At 49.6% G+C, this 17,889-nt stretch carries 18 protein-coding genes; 13 read left to right on the top strand and 5 right to left on the bottom strand.

Translation table 11 applies throughout. From position 1 onward, the window contains the following. Positions 1-25: 25 nt before the first annotated feature. Genes AWQ22_RS08970 through AWQ22_RS08980 form a run of 3 tightly spaced genes read right to left on the bottom strand, consistent with a single transcriptional unit; the run spans position 26 to position 2,718 of the window. On the bottom strand, positions 26-889 hold the full coding sequence (locus AWQ22_RS08970) for a metal ABC transporter permease (RefSeq protein WP_065710869.1): 864 nt from the start codon (positions 887-889) through the stop codon (positions 26-28). Then, on the bottom strand, positions 886-1,686 hold the full coding sequence (locus tag AWQ22_RS08975) for a metal ABC transporter ATP-binding protein (protein WP_065710870.1): 801 nt from the start codon (positions 1,684-1,686) through the stop codon (positions 886-888). The genes AWQ22_RS08970 and AWQ22_RS08975 overlap by 4 nt, the downstream gene beginning before the upstream one ends. 54 nt (positions 1,687-1,740) lie before the next feature. Beyond that, complete coding sequence (locus AWQ22_RS08980) at positions 1,741-2,718, bottom strand: metal ABC transporter substrate-binding protein (RefSeq protein ID WP_065710871.1); 978 nt, start codon at positions 2,716-2,718, stop codon at positions 1,741-1,743. A 199-nt stretch (positions 2,719-2,917) separates the two neighbouring features. On the opposite strand from AWQ22_RS08980, the gene AWQ22_RS08985 reads away from it, so the two are divergent. Continuing rightward, positions 2,918-3,376, top strand: a complete 459-nt coding sequence (locus tag AWQ22_RS08985) for a tetratricopeptide repeat protein (RefSeq protein WP_065710872.1) — start codon at positions 2,918-2,920, stop codon at positions 3,374-3,376. Positions 3,377-3,386: 10 nt separating this feature from the next. On the opposite strand, the gene recJ is transcribed toward AWQ22_RS08985, so the two are convergent. Continuing rightward, the gene (gene recJ, locus AWQ22_RS08990) at positions 3,387-5,672 is read right to left on the bottom strand and encodes a single-stranded-DNA-specific exonuclease RecJ (protein ID WP_084448980.1); all 2,286 of its coding nucleotides are present in this window, start codon (positions 5,670-5,672) and stop codon (positions 3,387-3,389) included. Positions 5,673-5,783: 111 nt separating this feature from the next. Beyond that, complete coding sequence (locus tag AWQ22_RS08995) at positions 5,784-6,455, bottom strand: J domain-containing protein (RefSeq protein ID WP_030007494.1); 672 nt, start codon at positions 6,453-6,455, stop codon at positions 5,784-5,786. Between the two features lie 144 nt (positions 6,456-6,599). Between AWQ22_RS08995 and AWQ22_RS09000 the strand changes: the two genes are divergently transcribed. The 12 genes from AWQ22_RS09000 to AWQ22_RS09060 all read left to right on the top strand — a co-directional run bounded on the left by AWQ22_RS09000 (position 6,600) and on the right by AWQ22_RS09060 (position 17,886). Next, a complete protein-coding gene (locus AWQ22_RS09000) occupies positions 6,600-7,856 on the top strand; it encodes an MgtC/SapB family protein (protein ID WP_065710874.1) in 1,257 nt (418 codons plus the stop codon). A 345-nt stretch (positions 7,857-8,201) separates the two neighbouring features. Continuing rightward, entirely contained in the window at positions 8,202-8,378 is a 177-nt protein-coding gene (rpsU, locus tag AWQ22_RS09010; RefSeq protein WP_012307353.1) for a 30S ribosomal protein S21, read from the top strand. A 143-nt stretch (positions 8,379-8,521) separates the two neighbouring features. Continuing rightward, a complete protein-coding gene (gene cobT, locus AWQ22_RS09015) occupies positions 8,522-9,628 on the top strand; it encodes a nicotinate mononucleotide-dependent phosphoribosyltransferase CobT (protein WP_065710876.1) in 1,107 nt (368 codons plus the stop codon). Between the two features lie 122 nt (positions 9,629-9,750). Continuing rightward, a complete protein-coding gene (locus AWQ22_RS09020) occupies positions 9,751-11,481 on the top strand; it encodes a diflavin flavoprotein (protein WP_065710877.1) in 1,731 nt (576 codons plus the stop codon). Positions 11,482-11,545: 64 nt separating this feature from the next. Beyond that, on the top strand, positions 11,546-12,139 hold the full coding sequence (gene recR, locus AWQ22_RS09025; RefSeq protein ID WP_083500703.1) for a recombination mediator RecR: 594 nt from the start codon (positions 11,546-11,548) through the stop codon (positions 12,137-12,139). 2 nt (positions 12,140-12,141) lie between these two features. Next, positions 12,142-12,639 carry a TIGR00725 family protein gene (locus tag AWQ22_RS09030; protein ID WP_065710878.1) on the top strand — a complete coding sequence of 166 codons (498 nt, stop codon included), beginning with the start codon at positions 12,142-12,144 and terminating at the stop codon, positions 12,637-12,639. A 100-nt stretch (positions 12,640-12,739) separates the two neighbouring features. After that, positions 12,740-13,105, top strand: coding sequence for a hydrogenase maturation nickel metallochaperone HypA (hypA, locus tag AWQ22_RS09035; protein WP_065710879.1), 366 nt, complete (start codon positions 12,740-12,742; stop codon positions 13,103-13,105). A gap of 12 nt (positions 13,106-13,117) precedes the next feature. Next, positions 13,118-13,813 (top strand): hydrogenase nickel incorporation protein HypB, encoded by a 696-nt coding sequence (hypB, locus tag AWQ22_RS09040; RefSeq protein ID WP_065710880.1) that lies wholly within the window; start codon positions 13,118-13,120, stop codon positions 13,811-13,813. 82 nt (positions 13,814-13,895) lie between these two features. Next, complete coding sequence (locus AWQ22_RS09045) at positions 13,896-14,936, top strand: ABC transporter substrate-binding protein (RefSeq protein WP_065710881.1); 1,041 nt, start codon at positions 13,896-13,898, stop codon at positions 14,934-14,936. A 65-nt stretch (positions 14,937-15,001) separates the two neighbouring features. Beyond that, positions 15,002-15,832: an ABC transporter permease gene (locus tag AWQ22_RS09050; RefSeq protein WP_065710882.1), complete on the top strand. Its 831-nt coding sequence runs from the start codon at positions 15,002-15,004 to the stop codon at positions 15,830-15,832. Between the two features lie 7 nt (positions 15,833-15,839). After that, positions 15,840-16,616, top strand: coding sequence for an ABC transporter ATP-binding protein (locus AWQ22_RS09055; protein WP_065710883.1), 777 nt, complete (start codon positions 15,840-15,842; stop codon positions 16,614-16,616). Positions 16,617-16,713: 97 nt separating this feature from the next. Beyond that, positions 16,714-17,886 (top strand): agmatinase family protein, encoded by a 1,173-nt coding sequence (locus tag AWQ22_RS09060; RefSeq protein ID WP_065710884.1) that lies wholly within the window; start codon positions 16,714-16,716, stop codon positions 17,884-17,886. Positions 17,887-17,889 lie beyond the last annotated feature (3 nt).

The following is a 17,889-nucleotide window of genomic DNA, read 5'->3' on the forward strand; positions in this document are numbered from 1 at the left end:
AATGAACTGCTGGCAATATTTTTTCCTATGGCGAAGATTCCAGCGGTATCGAGGACTTGCCCTGGCTCAAAATGCCATACTTCGGCGCAAAAAACATCGCCAACACAAAGACAATCGTCAGTAAAACCACGATCGCCCCTCCTGTCGAAACATCAAAGTGATAGCTCAAGTAGGTGCCGAAAACACAGGAAAAAATGCTGCTCGCCCCAGAGATCCACAGCATATGATCAAAGCGGTCTGTCAGTAGATAGGCGATGGAGCCTGGGGTCACGAGCATCGCAATGACGAGAATAATGCCCGCTGTTTGTAGGGCCGTCACAATGGTCAACGCCAGCACAGACAAAAGCGTGTAATACATCAGTCGAGTATTTAGGCCGATGGCTTTAGCGTGATTTGGGTCAAAGCAAAAGAGTAACAGATCCTTCCGTTGAATGAGGATCACTACCAAGGTTAGGGTGCCGGCGATCAAGGTTTGCACAATATCACTGTTGGAGATCCCAAGAACGTTGCCAAACAGAATATGGAAAAGATCGATATTACTGGGGATTTTTGTAATTAAGACAAGGCCAAAGGCAAAGAACCCCGTGAAAATCACCCCGATGACAGCATCTTCTTTGAGCCTTGTTTTTGACTTTACATAACCAATGGCCACAGTTGCGCCAAAACCAAAGATGAAAGCGCCAATGGCGAAGGGAATATTTAGGGCATAGGCCACCACGACTCCTGGAACGACGGCATGGGAAACAGCATCCCCCATCAGTGACCAACCCTTGAGGGTGATATAGCAGGACAACACCGCACAGACGAGGCCGACAAAGGCACTTACCCAAATGGCTTTGACGAGAAATCCATACTGTAGGGGTTCAATAATCCAATTCACTAAGCTCATTGATCTACTTCTTCTAAACTGTTGGGCTGCTGTTGGTAATGGGAGGATAATTTTTCAAGACTAGTGACGGGTAACCCCCCAAAGGTCATCACGAGGTTTTCCTCTGTGAAGGTATCGGCGGTATAACCTTCGGCGAGGACGGTGCGATTCAGTAAGATAGTGCGATCGCAGAACGTTGAGATCGAAGCAAGATCGTGGGTCGAGATTAAAATCGTGTGCCCCTCATCCCGCAACTGCACCAACAGATCGATGATGCTTTTTTCTGTTTTGATATCAACTCCCGTAAAGGGTTCATCAAGCAAAATAATTTTGCCTTCCTGGGCCAAGGCCCGCGCGAGGAAAGCCCGTTTTTTTTGGCCGCCGGAGAGTTCGCCAATTTGACGGTGACGGAATTCCACCAGATCTACCCGCTCTAGACTTTCCATCACTAAACGACGGTCTTTTTGACTGGGAATCCGCAGCAGATTCATATAGCCATAGCGACCCATCATCACCACATCAAACACGCTCACGGGAAAGTTCCAATCCACTTCATCGGCTTGGGGAACATAGGCCATCAGTTGTTTTTTCTGGGCCTGCTGCACCGACTGACCCGCAATGGTGACACGCCCCTGGGTCGGTTTCAAAAACCCCATAATCGATTTAAACAGGGTTGATTTGCCACAACCATTGGGGCCAACCAGGGCGGTGATGGTGCCTGGTTTGACGTGACAACTGGTGTTGTAAAGGGCGAGGCGGGTGTTGCTGTAGGTGACGCTGATATTTTCAACGGCGATTTCTGGGATTGGGTAAGTCATCGCATTTTACCGGGGTAGTGGGTTTAGGAAAGTCTGATTAGAGCGGGTTTTCTCCTACTGGGCTGTTCCCGCGAGGAGGCCATTGGCGATCGTCCGCACATCATATTCGAGGAGATCTAAAAATGTTGGCACTGGGCCATCGGGGGTTGAGAGGGAATCAACATAAAGGTTCCCCCCAAAGCGGGCGCCCGTCGCCTTAGCCACTTCTTTTTGGCCTTCGTCGCTGACGGTGCTTTCACAGAAAATGGTGGGGACATCGTTAGCTTCAACTTGGGTGATGACGCTCTGGACTTGCTTGGGGGTAAATTGTTGTTCGGCGTTGATGGGCCAAATGTAGATTTCTTCGAGGCCGTAATCCTGGGCCAGGTAAGAAAATGCGCCTTCACAACTGACGAGGAACCGCTGTGCTGCGGGAACAAGGTCGAGATCAGCTTCAAATTCGGCGGCGATCGCCTCTAGTTCGGCACTGTAGGCAGCGGCATTGGCGTTATAGGTTGCCGCATTGTCTGGATCGAGTGCCACAAACGCTTGACGGATATTTTCGACATAAACCAGGGCATTTTTTGGCGACATCCAAGCATGGGGATTGGGCTTGTCGGTATAGGGGCCTTCAGCAATGGGAATCGGTTCAATGCCTTCGGTCACAATGACGGCGGGAACATCGTTGAGATTGCCTAAAAATTGCTCAAACCACCGTTCTAAATTCATGCCGTTATAGAGCAATAAATCCGCATCCTGGGCCCGCACGAGATCACTGGGGGTGGGTTCATAGCCGTGGATCTCGGCTCCAATTCTGGTGATGGATTCAACGATTAATTTATCCCCAGCCACATTCTGGGCGATGTCGGCGATCACGGTGAATGTGGTTAAGACTTTTTTGCGCCCGTCTGTGTCATTAACCGTTGTTTCGTTATTAGTCGAAACATCACTATTGACTGACGGAGCCGCTTGCTGGGTACAACCCACTAACCAAATGCCGCAGACAATACCGACTAGGCTGAGGGTTTGACGCGGTAAGTTTATCCGAATCATGAAACAATTATGAAAAGATCGTAGCCAGATTATCTCATTTTCTTTTCATATTTGCCAAGGTTGCCCTCCTAAAAACTGCTTTTGTAAAGTTTCTTTACTATTCGTTCCGTAGGTACTCCATCGTTAAGCTAGAGGAGTGGCCATAGTTGCCGATATCTAATGGGTCGTCGAAAAATTTATGTTGAATGTTGTATTTGCAATGGTTTCAGAACCCCAATTTCCCGTCGTTTCAGAGGTAGTACCGCCCTTAGCCCAGAGTTTGGAGTTGCCCCCAACTGCCGCGGGGAAAGCAGCTTATCAGTCGGGGGTTGAGTTCCATGAACTGGCTGATTTTGACCAAGCGATCGCCGCCTACCAAAGGGCGATCGCCGTTGATCCGAATTTTGTTGATCCCTACATCAATTTGAGCTTGATCTACATCAGTATGGGCCAGTTGGACGACGCAGAAGCGTTGTTGCAGACGGTGTTGTCATTGCCGGATCACCCGGAGGAACCCGCAAGCATCCATGCCCTCGCCCATTACAATCTGGGCATTATTTATAGTCGCCAAGGGGACTCAATCCAGGCATTGTCCCAGGTGAATCAAGCCCTGGCGATCGCCCCAAATTTTGCCCAAGCCCAAACTTTCTACCAACAGTTACAGACTGCGCCGGAGTAAGCTTTGCGATTTAGACCGGAATTTTTTCGAGGGTGGCTTGGATAACGGCGAGGGGAACCTGGGCAAAATACTGCCTTTGAAATTGCTCTTCGAGGATTGCCTGTTTAAATTGGGCAAAGGCTTCTGGATCAGGAGTGGCGGTCGTCTGCTGAAAACGCACTTGTTCCCCTTTAATTTCAGCGACAAAGCCGACATTCTTTAAAGCCTTCAGACCGAAATCTAAGGGGCGATCGCCACAATGGAGTTTTGCTTTCAGGTCAGCCAGGGAAACCGTTTGATCCTGGGCCAGTACATATTTCGCAATGCCAATCAGGGTTTTAAAACACTGTTCCGGAGTGTCGGCAGTTGGGGAAGCATAGTGGAGGGCCAAGGGTTTCCCCGTGGCGATCGCCTGTTGATAATTTCCATAAAGGTCCTGCCAAGTGACAGGGCAATCCCTTTGCAACACATACTGATCCAAAGCTTCCTGGGGGAGAGACTGATGCCGAAAGTCGAGTAATGTTTGTGGAGCCGATTCTGCGGTGGTCTTTGCGGTCGGCGCCACAGCCAAGAGACGCACAAAATATTGATCCTGGGTCTGGGCCTCTTTGCGGTCTAGCTCAACCACCACGTCCAGCCCCGCCCCCTGGGTTAAATCGTCGGGATGGCCGCCCCACCAAATGCCACTAATTTGATCCGTTTCATCCCAAAGTTCAAAGTTTGTCTTGAAATAATTCAGTTTACGATTGAATTTGTCCCGCAATTTGCTAAACCCAGTCATCGTCAGACCACAGTCTTTGATCAATAGTTTTGGTTTTGGATTCCCCATCCCAAAGGGTTCTAGGCATTCTAAAGATTGAAATAATGATTCCCCCAGGTCGGCGATCGCCACCACAAGATCAACGGTGATTTCTCCCTGATTCGTCTCAATGTGCTCGCCCCACTGCTGCCGGGCCTGCTGATTAATCGCCGTTTTAAACATCGCCAAATTTTCGGGCCGTATACTCAAACCCGCCGCGAAAGGATGCCCCCCAAAGTGATGCAGTAGATGGCCTTGGGCTTGCACCAAATCATACAAATCGATGCCGTGGGCGGAACGGGCGGATCCTTTCCAGAGATCTTGCTCCGGGTCGTAGGTTAAAAGAATGGTCGGGCGGCCAAAGGCTTGGGCAATTTGGCTGGCCACCAACCCTAGCACGCCTCCTTGCCACTGGGCATCACACAGCACTAAAACGCTCGTGGTCGACAAATCCAGGGTTTCGATCTGGGCCTTGGCCTGCTGGACGACCTTTTGCTGAATCTCTTTACGACGGGCATTGGCGAGTTCTGTCTGTTGGGCGAGGTAACCACAGCGGCCCCGTTCACGACTGGTGAGTAATTCGACACAAAAGCTTGCCTCTCCATAAATGCGACTGACGGCATTAATTCGTGGCCCGATGCCAAAGGAAATATCGGTTGGGCGATCGCCGGTTTTATGGCAATTGTCGAGGAGCGCTTTAATGCCTGGATGGACGACAGTTTTAGGGTTTGTTTGTTTTTGCAGGGCTTGGATCCCCACCTGGGCCAGATAGCGACAATCTCCTTTGAGGGCCACTAAATCTGCAATTAAACCAATCGCCACGAGGTCTAAGAGATCGGTAACAGGCGGCCTTGCCGAATTCGGTAGAGTTTCCGATAACGCCTCAACTAATTTATAGGCCACGGCAACCCCAGACAGATGAAATAGGGGATGATTTTCAGCAAAATAACGGGGATTAATAATCGATAAAACGTCGGGCCTAGTTTCCGGTAAAGTGTGGTGATCGGTAATAATCAGGTCAATATCAAGGCTCTTGGCGTAGGCAATTTCTGTCAAGTTTGTGCTACCAGTATCGCAGGTGATAATTAAACTTGCGCCCCAAGTTTTCAGGCGGTCAATGCCTGGATTATTTAAGCCGTGGGATTCCGTTAAACGATTGGGAATGTAATAGGTTAATTGGGTTTCTTGGGAAAAAAATTGCCCTAATCCTTCCCATAAAACACTTGTTGCGGTGACGCCATCGGCATCAAAATCTCCCCAGATGGCGATCTTTTTGCCCCGTTCTTTCGCTTGTATCAAGCGGTGTATTGCTCGTTTCATTTCTTGGCCAAAGGCAAAGGCAGAAGTTGGCGCGTAAGCCTCTGGGTTAAGGAAGCCAGCTAAGGTATTTTCATCATTAAAGCCCCGTTGCCATAGGAGTTGGGCTAAATGGCGATCGCCTTTGCCATCGGTCAGGATTTCGACCCGCCGAATAAAAGAGTCCGGCACCTCTGGTGTTGCTAAAACCTGCCAATTCACTTTAATGCTTTTTCCTCTGGGTTTAATAGCTTGACTGTTAGATTTTACTCAATAGCCAATTACGGCAAAATTATATTTTTATAATTTTCAAGCTTCGCTTAGATTGATTTCTTATAATTGAGCGATCGCCTCCTGGGCCTGCCAAGAAAACTGGTCGGCACGGCGAAACATTTCCTGGCCACTGTGGAGGTATTCTTCATTGTAATTAAGGGTAAACCATTCCAATTGCTCTAGCCCGTCACCCAGATGATTTAAACAATAATATAAATCCCGTGCGGCACGGGCGACATTGGCTGGATTTGGCAACGATTGAAATAATTTTTGGGCCTGGTCTAAAATGGCTTGGCAATCTTCTAAATAGGTTTGGAACGTTGCCATCAGATCATCATCAAAGGGGTCGGCTGCCAACTCATCAATTTGATCTTCTAGGGGTTTAATAATCTTTAAAATTGCCTGGTTTAACGGTCGATAAATGTGCTGTAACCAAACATCTAAATCCGTCTCTGTGGTTTGGCGGGGACGCACCGTTGTCCCCTGGGCCGAGCGAATTCCGCGATAGTTTGCCGCATCCCGACTGAGATCATACTGCTTGCGCTGGTGGGCATCCCCCAAGATTTCGTAGGCATGGTTTAGGGCCACAATGCGATCGCCGTTGGCGGTTTGACTTTTATCGCAGGTGTCTGGGTGGTATTGCTTCGCGAGGCGACGATAGGCGTTTTTGATCTCCTGCTGGGTGGCCTTCGGAGAAATGTTGAGCACTTTGTAATAATCTGGCGTTGTCATACTCCGAAATTCGCTGAAAATTGCGAGAAATTGCGGCGAGATTACGAGCTATGCTAACCGAAATTGGCGGCTGTTTCAGGCGTTTTTTAAATTTTTGTGACCCCTAAATGTGGGTAAGCTAAGGTTGAAAATTTGAGGAATGCGATGAATTTAGATGTGATTGTCGAGTTGGCGATCGCCTTAGCCTTGGGGGTGATTATTGGCCTAGAACGGGGCTGGCGCAACCGGGCCGACGATGAGGGTTACGGCGATAGCGGCCTCCGCAATTTTTCAATTTGTGGCTTACTGGGGGGAATTGCCGCTTTACTGGCGCAAAGTTGGGGATTTAGTATTCTTGTCGGCATTTTCCTCGGTTTAGCGGGTTTGGTGGCCACCTCCTACGTTTTAACCGCGAAAAAATCTGGTGATTATGGCAGCACGACAGAATTGGCCTTAATGATCACCTTTTGTCTGGGAGCCTTGGCCTTGAGTGGCTTTACCCAAGAGGCGATCGCCGTGGCGGTGGTGGTGGCCTGGATCCTAGGGGCAAAACCGGAACTCACAAAAACCCTCAATTGGCTCCAGCGCCAGGAATTAATTGCGACCCTCCAACTACTGCTGATTGCGGTGGTCGTGTTACCCCTTCTGCCCAACCAAGCCATGGGGCCTTGGAATGCTCTCAATCCACGGGCGATCGGTTGGCTGGTGCTCTTGATTGCGGGCATTTCCTACATCGGTTACTTTGCGATTCGCATTTTAGGTAGTCAAGTCGGGCTGATGTTAACGGGCTTTTTCGGGGGGATTGCTTCCTCCACTGCCTTGACGGTTTCCTTTTCTCGCATGGCCAAACAACAACCCAGCGAAACCATTTCCCTTGCGGCTGGCATTGTCCTTGCCAATGGCATTATGGCTCCTCGTTTGTTGTTGGTGATTGCTGTAGTCAGTCAAACTCTGGCCTACAAGTTAGCGGCTCCTTTATTAATTTTAGGTTTGATTCCTGTGATTGCCGCAGTGGCGATCGCCCGTTGGAAAACCCAACCCCAGGACAGACCCGCCGCCGAAGTGAGCGTGAATAATCCCGTTGAACTGGGTTCTGCACTCCAATACACCGCCCTCCTGGTGATCTTGTCGCTGTTGGTGCGGTGGGCCCAGGAAGAATTCGGTGAACAAGGGATTTATCTCCTCTCTGCCCTGTCTGGCTTTGCTGATGTCGATGCCGTGAGTTTATCCCTCGCCAACGCGGTACAAGACGATCTTCCCGAAAAAGTTGCCATGTACGGAATTTGGTTAGCCGTAACAGCCAACACCCTTGTGAAAGTCGGCTTCACTCGGACGATTGGCAATCTCAAACTCGCCTATTGGTGTGGCAGCATTATGTTGAGTGGTTTAATTGCCGGTTTTTTGGTATTGTTGGCAGTCTGAGTGAAATATTTTTTCCCATCAAGATTCACGAGCCTTTTGAATACCCCCTTTGGAGGTGGTGTACGGGACTTTAATTAAAGAATCAGCTTTATTGGCTGATAAACCTCGAAAAAACGACACTGACTACCGTGTTTTGATCCGGTGTTGCCTTTCCTTAAGTGGCTTTCGATTAAGCTCATTTTTCTGAATGCCTCACAGGACAAACCTTGCAACTCCCCCCAAAAAGATCCTAAGATCGTATATCTGGCAGTTTGCCAAATGTTTTTCGAGGAAATGACGTAAAAAATCATTTGCCCGGCTCCATTCATTTCAATTAATAACATCACCAACAAAGGAGGATACCCTATGACCCAAGTGGTTGTTGGACAAAACGAAAATATCGAATCTGCATTACGTCGCTTTAAGCGTCAAGTTTCTAAAGCTGGTATTTTTGCTGATATCAAACGTCGTCGTCACTTTGAAACGCCCATCGAGAAGCGTAAGCGTAAGGCTGTGGCCCGTCGGAAGAAGCGTTTCCGCTAAAGAATTTCTGTCTTGAGTTATTGAATCTTGATGTTCGGAAATATCACGAATAAGTAGGAAGATTAGGGGGATCATTGCGATTCTCCTAATTTTTTTAGGAGAGAAATATAGTTCTGGCTAGACTGAGGGCAAGAAAAGGCAAAATGATCCGCATTTATACACAACAGACCCAGGGCCAGGCTTGGCTCAGTAATCACCAGCAAAAATCGGTCGTTTTCGCCTGTGGCTTGGGCTTTACAGATACGGCTTTAATTCCGAACATTTCCGCTGCCGGGGCCACCCCAGAGGCGCGCAAATATACGGCGATCGCCGATGCCGAATGTATTTGTCATGGTTTCCGAGAACAGGCAATTTATCCCTTGCCGCCGTTAATTGTCGGGGCGTCGCCGGCGATTTTATCCCGTGCTATTTTGCAGCATTATCAAATTCCTGCCTATTTATTCGACACAGGATTATGGCTTAAACCAGACAAAAATACCGTGGATTGTATTGATGTTGGTGGTCAAAAAGCAAGGTGTGTTTCGACAGGAAAGGCCCTCGAACTTTCAACGGTGAACAAACTTTTCGAGCAAGGTTTAACCTGGGGCGAAACATTAGCAACCCAATATCCAAATCATTTATTCGTGTTAGGAGAATGTGTGGTCGCAGGCACCACAACGGCATTGGGGGTGTTAACAGGATTAGGTTATGACGCCAACCAGAAAGTGAATAGCAGTTATATCGAATGTAACCACGATTTAAAGTGGCAAATTGTGCAAACAGGTTTAAAAAAAGCGAATTTAAACCCAAACCCTGATCCTTTTGCAGTAGTGGCGGCAGTGGGCGATCCGATGCAGATTTTCGTCGCTGGCGTGGCGATCGCCTTAAGCAGGACTCAAGGAGTTTTGCTCGCAGGGGGAACACAAATGTTAGCGGTGTATGCCTTGATGGAACGGATTTGTGGGTACCATTCGCTTGATTTTGATCCGAAAAATATTGCAGTGGGAACGACGCGCTGGGTCGCAGAAGATCCGACGGGGGACACGGTGGGTTTGGCCAATTTAATCGGGAATGTGCCCCTATTAGCGACGCAACTCAGTTTTACGAATTCTCAATACTCACAACTGCAATCCTACGAACAGGGTTACGTCAAAGAAGGAGTCGGCGCGGGGGGATTGGCGATCGCCGCCCATTTGGCCTACGGTGCGACCCAGGCGGAATTGTTAGCGATGATTGAACGTACCATTGCCCCCTATCTCGCGGCAAATTAAGGGATTGGGGCATTGAGTTTGCCAATTGGGGCGATAAATTTTACGCATTGTCACCGAATGGCGATCGCCCGCCGAAGTTTGCGATACTGGGATTTGAAGCACATTTTGATCCCCAAAATTTTATGGCCGTTGCAACACCCCCCAGAGATATCCAGCCCTATTTGGTGAGTGATGACGTTCTGCTGCTGCGATCGCGCACCTGGGATCGCCTCAAATTCGAGATTGAGTACGGCTTACAAAAGGGGACAACAGCTAATAGCTACCTGATCACTGGGGAAAAAACGGCATTGCTTGATCCCCCTGGAGAATCTTTTTCTGAGCTATTTTTAACAGAAATTCAAAACCGCACAGACCTAAGCCAACTGGATTACATCGTCCTCGGCCATACCAACCCCAACCGCTGTTTTACCCTCAAGGCACTGCTCAAACTTGCGCCCCAAGTGACGTTGGTTTGTTCTAACCCAGCGGCGATCGCCCTCAAGGATTTACTCAAGGATGAAACCCCCAAGGTACAGATCGTTAAAAGTGGTGACACCCTCGATTTGGGCAAAGGCCATGGGCTGGAATTTATCCCGACGCCGACTCCCCGTTTTCCCGGTCACCTCTGCACCTACGATCCCCAAGAGGAAATTCTCTTTACGGATAAATTTTTTGGTGCTCACGTTTGCGGCAACCAAGTTTTTGACGAAGGCTGGCAATTTTACGACGAAGACCGCCGCTATTATTTCGATTGTGTGATGGCCAGTTCCATCCGCCAAACCCTCGCTGGTTTGAACAAAATTGAAGATATCCCTGCGAAAATCTATGCTCCTGGTCACGGCCCCTTAATCCGCTACAGTCGCCAGGAACTGTTTAATAACTACCGCCACTGGATCGAAAAACAGAAAAACGAACTGTCCGTGGCCCTCATCTATGCCTCTGCCTATGGGAATACGGCTACTGTCGCCCAGGCGATCGCCCATGGCATTTCCAAAGCGGGGGTGATGGTCGAAACCTTTAACGCCGAACATGCTGACCCAGAGGAAATTAAAGGGGCCATTTCCCGGTGCAGTGGCTTTGTGATGGGTTCCCCGACCCTCGGCGGCCATGCCCCGACCCAGATCCAAACGGCCCTAGGAATTGTCCTGAATAATGCCGATAAAAATAAACTGGCTGGGGTCTTTGGTTCCTTCGGTTGGAGTGGTGAGGCGATCGATCTCCTCGAAGGCAAATTTAAAGATGCGGGCTACCAAATGGGCTTCGAGCCAATCCGCGTCAAATTTAAACCTACGGCAGTGACCCTGAAAACCTGCGAAGAAACAGGGACAGACTTTGCCCAGGCGATTAAAAAAGCGGCTAAACGGCGGCAACCCAAACAAAATGTCGCTTCCACATCCCAATCGGACAACCTGGAACAAGCCCTGGGCCGGATTGTCGGTTCTCTCTGTATCGTTACAACCCAACAGGACAACCTTTCCGGGGCAATGCTGGCTTCCTGGGTTTCCCAAGCAACATTCAATCCCCCTGGCTTTACGGTAGCTGTGGCCAAGGAACGGGCGATCGAATCTTTATTACATAAAGGTACCAATTTTGTGATTAATGTCCTCCAGGAGGGGAACCATTTAGGGCTGATGAAACATTTCCTCAAACCCTTTGCCCCTGGGGAAGATCGTTTTGCTGGGGTGGCAACGGAAACGGCGGACAATGGCTGTCAAATCCTCACCGATGCCCTGGCTTATCTCGAATGTACTGTGGCGAATCGGCTCGAATGTGGTGACCATTGGGTGATCTATGCGACCACCGACAAGGGGCAAGTGCTGCAAAATAACGGCATGACCGCCGTCCACCACCGGAAATCAGGCACCCACTATTAAGGCTGAGGCGATCGCCTTTTAGAATAGGGTTCGGAGAATTTGACCGTCCCTGGAGGAACCTGCCATTTATACGCCCCCCCTCGCCCGCTTGATCGAACAGTTCCAGCGCTTACCTGGTATTGGCCCGAAAACCGCCCAACGCCTTGCCTTATACGTTATCAAGCGTCCGGAAAAGGATGTGGAAGCCTTTGCCCAGGCACTGTTGAACGCGAAAAAACAGGTGGGCGTTTGCCAAAAATGTTTCCATCTGTCGGCCACTTCGGTTTGTGATATTTGTCGCAATCCCCAACGGGAGCCGGACGTGATTTGTGTGGTGGCGGATTCCAGGGATGTGATCGCCCTCGAAAAAACCCGGGAATATCGAGGCAAGTACCATGTACTGGGAGGCGTAATTTCGCCGATGGATGGCATTGGCCCGGAGCAACTGACAATCCAGGCTCTAGTACAACGGGTGAGCGCCGAGAAAACCAAGGAAGTGATTTTAGCGATCAATCCCAGTGTGGAAGGGGAAACGACGACGTTGTACCTGGCGCAACTGCTGCGACCCTTTACTAGAGTCACCCGCATTGCCTTTGGCTTGCCCATGGGCGGTGATTTGGAATATGCCGATGAAGTCACTTTGGCCAGGGCCTTAGAAGGTCGCCGGGAACTAGATTAACAATGCGCAAACTGATCATCGGGGTGATGGGGCCGGGGGGCGGCGCTACTCCAGAAAATTTAACCGCCGCTTACGATCTGGGAAAGGCGATCGCCGAAGCAGGGTGGGTGCTGCTCACCGGGGGCAGGGCTGCTGGGGTGATGGCCGCTGCTAGTCAGGGAGCAAAAGTAGCTGGGGGGTTAACGGTGGGCATTTTGCCGGGAAAGAATCACCAGGGTTTAGCCGACAGCATCGACATTGCTATCTGTACGGATTTGGGACATGGGCGCAACAACGTTAATGTCCTCAGTGCTGATGTGGTGGTGGTAGTGGGTAATGGTTTGGGCACCGTCTCAGAAATTACCCTCGCCCTGAAAAACCACAAGCCCGTCATTCTCTGGCAACCCAGCCCGGCCACCCAAGCCTTTTTTACGGAACTTGCCCCCGGTCAGTTTTCGGTCGCGAAAGATATTCCAGGGGCGATCGCCCAAATTCAAGCCCTCATGGACAACCCCGCATGAGCATTCATCCATTCCTCCAGTCAACAATAAACTAAACATTTCTGTCCCAATTCCTGTTGTATCGTGGACGAAAGTAGCCCTCAATCCGGAGCCTCTGGCGATGCATGAAGTGGACATGACCAAGGCACTCATCTTGACCATTAAAGATTGGCAGGATCGCCATCCCGAACCCGTCAAGATCGAAAAAGTCCACCTCATCGTGGGGCAATTTACCTGCGTTGAACCCGTCAGCTTGGAGTTCACCTTTGCCGCCCAAACCAAAGGCACGTTTCTCGATGGGGTAACCCTGGTGATCCAAGAAACGCCCCTGATTGCCTACTGCCACACCTGCCAACAAGAATATGCCCCTAATATCGGCCTGCAATATTCTTGCCCAGACTGTCATCAGCCCATGGATGATATCCGCTCCGGTCGTGAGCTAAAAATCGACCGCATTGAATACGCTCCCTTAACTCTCCATTCCTAGGAACCAACCACCATGCACCAGACCTTTGACGCTGCCCTGGGGGTCAATCTCCTCCATGCCAACCAAGACCTTGCTGACCACAACCGTGAACATTTTGATGCCTGGGGCCTGACCTGCCTCAATGTGATGAGTAGTCCCGGTGCTGGCAAAACTGTTTTACTCGAAAAAACCCTGGCCGCCCTAAGAGATGACCTCAAAATGGCCGTCATCGAAGGGGATATGACCACAGAACTCGATGCCGATCGCCTCCGTCAATACGGCGTGCCTGTGATTCCCATTAATACCGGGCGTTCCTGTCATTTGGATGCCAAGATGGTCTCTGGGGGACTACACCGCCTCGAACAGGAATATAACCCCAATAACTTTGATTTGTTGCTTGTGGAAAATGTGGGCAATCTCGTTTGTCCCGCCGAATTTGAAGTGGGTGAACATGCCAAAATTGCCCTCCTTAGTGTGACGGAAGGAGAAGATAAACCCCTCAAATATCCCGTTATGTTCCAAGAAGCGGACTGTTTATTGGTTACAAAAATTGACCTGGTTCCTTATCTAAACATTAATGTTCAACGGATTATTGATCATGTCCGCCAAATGAATTCCCACGCGACGATTATCCCCGTTTCTGCCCAGACTGGGGAAGGTTTAGAAACTTGGTACGACTGGGTTAAAAAAAGTTGTCATCGAGAAGATGTAATGAAAGTTACAGCATAATTTGTCTGAAAACAGGATAAACAACAGGCAAGGTGCGATCGCCTTTTAATTGATCCCTTGCGTTTATTCTTGTCATTTTCCTATGCTAAAACTGCCTAGTCTTCTGATCCGACCGGCGCTATTTTGTGCGGGTCTTGCCCTGACCGTCGGCTGCCAAAGTACACCGCCCACAACAACAGGTGAAACTCCGGAAACCCCAACAGCGGAAACAGAAACAATTACCCTTGGTTTTAGCGCGTGGCCCGGTTGGTTTCCTTGGCAAATTGCCGCAGAAAAAGGCCTATTTGAAGCGAATGGCGTTGATGTAAACCTGACTTGGTTTGATGGTTATTTAGACTCAATTAATGCTTTTGCGGCGGGACAGCTAGACGCAAATACCCAAACCCTGAATGACACGATTAGTTCAGTGGCAGCGGGTTCTGAACAAGTGATTGTTCTGGTGAATGATAACTCCACAGGGAATGATCAAATTATTGTCAGCGAAGGCATTAATAGTATTGAGGATTTACAGGGAAAAACCATCGCCATTGAAGAGGGCACCGTCGATCATTTTCTCCTATTGCTGGCACTCCAGGAAGCTGGCCTTGGCCCCGATGATGTGATTATCAAACCCCTAGAAACGGGGGCCGCCGCTGCTGCATTTGTCGCTGGTCAGGTGGATGCGGTGGGAGCCTTTGCCCCTTTTACGACCCAGGCTTTAGAGCGGGAAGGCAGTAAAACGCTCATTTCTTCGGCGGATTTTCCGGGGGCAATTCCGGATCATTTGGTGGTCAGTCGGGAGCTAATTCAAAATAATCCCGAAGCCGTCCAAGGGTTAGTGGATACTTGGTTTGCGGTGCTAGATTTCATTGAAGAAAATCCAGAGGAAGCCCTGGAAATTATGGCCGCCCGGGCCAATGTTTCCGTCGAAGAATATCAAGAATATGATGCGGGAACGACAATTTTTAGCCTTGAAGATAACCTAACGGCCTTTGATTCTACGGAAGAAAGCATGATCTCCCTGAACTACGCCGCCCAGGAAATTAATACTTTCTTGGTGGATGCGGGGTTAATTGAGGCGCCAGCAGATCTCAGTGGTTTATTTGATCCTTCTTTCGTTAAAGCCTACGCAGAAAAACAGTAGCTTTTTGCACCCCTCGGTCTTCTTATTCCGGGGGATTTTTTAAATCCATTATTTTGGCGATCGCCATGACTAAAGCGCCCGTTATCAAACCCTCTTTCCGGATGCTCAAGCCCTCTTTATTTTGGGATATCACCTCTGGAATTCCCCCAAAGTTACGTTGGCTGTTGATGTCTGCCTCGATTCTGTTGCCTCTCATTTTGTGGGGGATTATCTCCAGCCAGGGCTGGGTTAAACCGCTCTTTCTACCGACCCCCATGGCTGTCTGGGAGGCGATCGCCAATTTGTGGGCCAGCGGCGACCTGCAAAAAGACATTATTTACAGCGTTTTGCGGGTGCTGACGGGGTTTAGTCTGGCGGTCATCATTTCGATTCCTTTAGGCATTTTGATGGGGGCCTTTGCCAGTATCCGGGCGCTGTGTGAGCCGATCATCGGCATTGTCCGCTATATGCCTGCCCCCGCTTTTATTCCCTTGTTGGTTTTATATTTCGGCGTCGGGGAAATTCCCAAGGTTTTATTAATTTTTATTGGCACCCTTTTCTTCAATACCTTGATGATTATGGACGCCGTCAAGTTTGTCCCCAAAGAACTGATTGAGGCCACCTACACCCTGGGGGGAAATCGACCCCAAATCGTGATCAAAGTGATTTTTCCCTATATTTTGCCCAAAATCATTGACGCTGGCCGGGTGAATATCGCCGCCTCCTGGAACTTGGTAATCGTCTCAGAATTGGTGGCCGCCACAGAAGGGCTAGGCAGGCGCATTAGTGTCGCCCAAAGATTTTTAAATACTGACCAAATTTTTGCTGGCTTAATTGTGATTGGCCTAATTGGCCTCCTCATTGACCTCTGTTTTATTTGGCTCCAAAGATTCCTCTGCCGCTGGTCTCTCGACTAGAAACATCATGCATTTAGAAGTTGATCAAGTTCACAAGTTTTTCCAAACCCGCCACGGAAAAATTACCGCCCTCCAAAATATTAGTCTCCACGTCGAAGGAGGCGAATTTGTTTGTGTAGTCGGGGCGTCTGGTTCTGGAAAATCGACCCTCTTGAGGATTATTGCGGGCCTCGAAACCCAGAGTACGGGCAAAGTCACCGTTGACCAGCAAGAAATTATTGGGCCTGGGGCCGACCGGGGCATGGTCTTTCAACGCTATACCCTCTATCCTTGGCTTTCTGTTTTGGATAATGTCACCTTTGGGTTGAAATTGCAGGGAGTACCGAAAAAAGAGCGTTACGAACGAGCTTATTACTACCTCAATGTGGTCGGCTTAGGGCCTTTCCAAGAAGCACTGCCGAAACAGCTTTCTGGGGGGATGAAACAACGGGTGGCGATCGCCCGCGCCCTCGCTTCCCAACCAAAGATTTTGTTAATGGATGAACCCTTTGGGGCCTTGGATGTTCTCACCAAAGAAAATATGCAGCAATTTCTCCTAGAAATTTGGGAGCAAACCGAAACCAGTATTCTTCTGATTACCCACGATGTCGAAGAAGCCATTTTTCTTGGTCAACGGATCTACGTCATGGCAGCCCATCCGGGACGTATCAAAGAAGAATTAAAGGTAGATTTTTCCCACCACCACGGCGACGAAATAAAGCGATCACCGGAATTTATCGATTACAAATACCATGTGATGCAACTAATGCGTGAAGTCCCCGTAGAAGCAGTACAGACCCCATAAAATGCAAAGCTATCTTGCGTAATTTGCCCAAAAACCAAGAATTTGCTTGGTTACTGCTATCGTTAACTAAATTCGTCCCAAGAAAGGCCCGATCACCATGAGTGAACAACCGAATTTTCGTCCCCCCAGCGAAGCCCAAGCAGCCCTCGAAAAAGAATCCCACCTCCCCCTCACCGGTTGGCAACAGGAAGTAGACCGGGGCCTGGAATACGGCCTCGAAGCTGCCGCCAGTATCAAAGACCGCAGCATTCCGACTTTTTCCCGGGGAGAACTGCCCCACTATGCCGGGATTAATACTTTCCTGAAGGCCCCTTACCTCGAAGATGTCCGCAAGGTCGGTGAATATGACGTGGCGATCCTTGGCGTACCCCATGATTCTGGTACCACCTATCGCCCTGGTACTCGCTTTGGCCCCCAGGGGATTCGCCGAATCTCTGCCCTCTACACGCCCTACAACTTTGAGATGGGCATTGATCTCCGGGAGCAAATTACCCTCTGTGATGTGGGGGATGTCTTTACGATTCCGGCCAATAACGAAAAATCCTTTGATCAAATTTCTAAAGGGGTCGCCCATGTGTTTAGTTCCGGTGCCTTCCCGATTATTCTCGGCGGCGACCATTCCATCGGCTTTCCCACGGTGCGGGGAGTTTGTCGGCATTTAGGCGATAAAAAAGTAGGCATTATTCACTTCGACCGCCATGTGGATACCCAGGAAACAGACCTAGACGAGCGGATGCACACCTGTCCTTGGTTCCACGCCACCAACATGGCCAATGCTCCCGCCAAAAATTTGGTGCAGTTGGGGATTGGCGGTTGGCAGGTACCCCGACAAGGGGTCAAAGTTTGTCGCGAACGGGCGACCAATATTCTCACGGTGACTGATATTACCGAAATGGGTATCGATGCGGCGGCGGAGTTTGCCCTAGAGCGTGCCCTAGATGGTACCGATTGTGTTTATATCAGCTTTGACATTGACTGCATTGATGCGGGATTTGTCCCCGGCACAGGTTGGCCAGAACCAGGCGGTTTATTACCCAGGGAAGCTCTGGCCCTCCTCGGTAAAATCGTCCGGAATGCCCCCGTCTGCGGTTTAGAAATCGTCGAAGTTTCACCGCCCTATGACATTAGTGATATTACATCCCTGATGGCGACGCGGGTGATTTGTGACACCATGGCCCACCTCGTTTTATCGGGTCAGCTACCCCGCAAAGAAAAGCCCGCCTACATTCACCCCGAAGCAAATATGGCAGTGGATCAGGCTTGGATTTAAACT

Origin of the sequence: Picosynechococcus sp. PCC 7117 (assembly GCF_001693275.1) — a bacterium.
In the GTDB taxonomy this organism is placed as follows: domain Bacteria; phylum Cyanobacteriota; class Cyanobacteriia; order Cyanobacteriales; family MRBY01; genus MRBY01.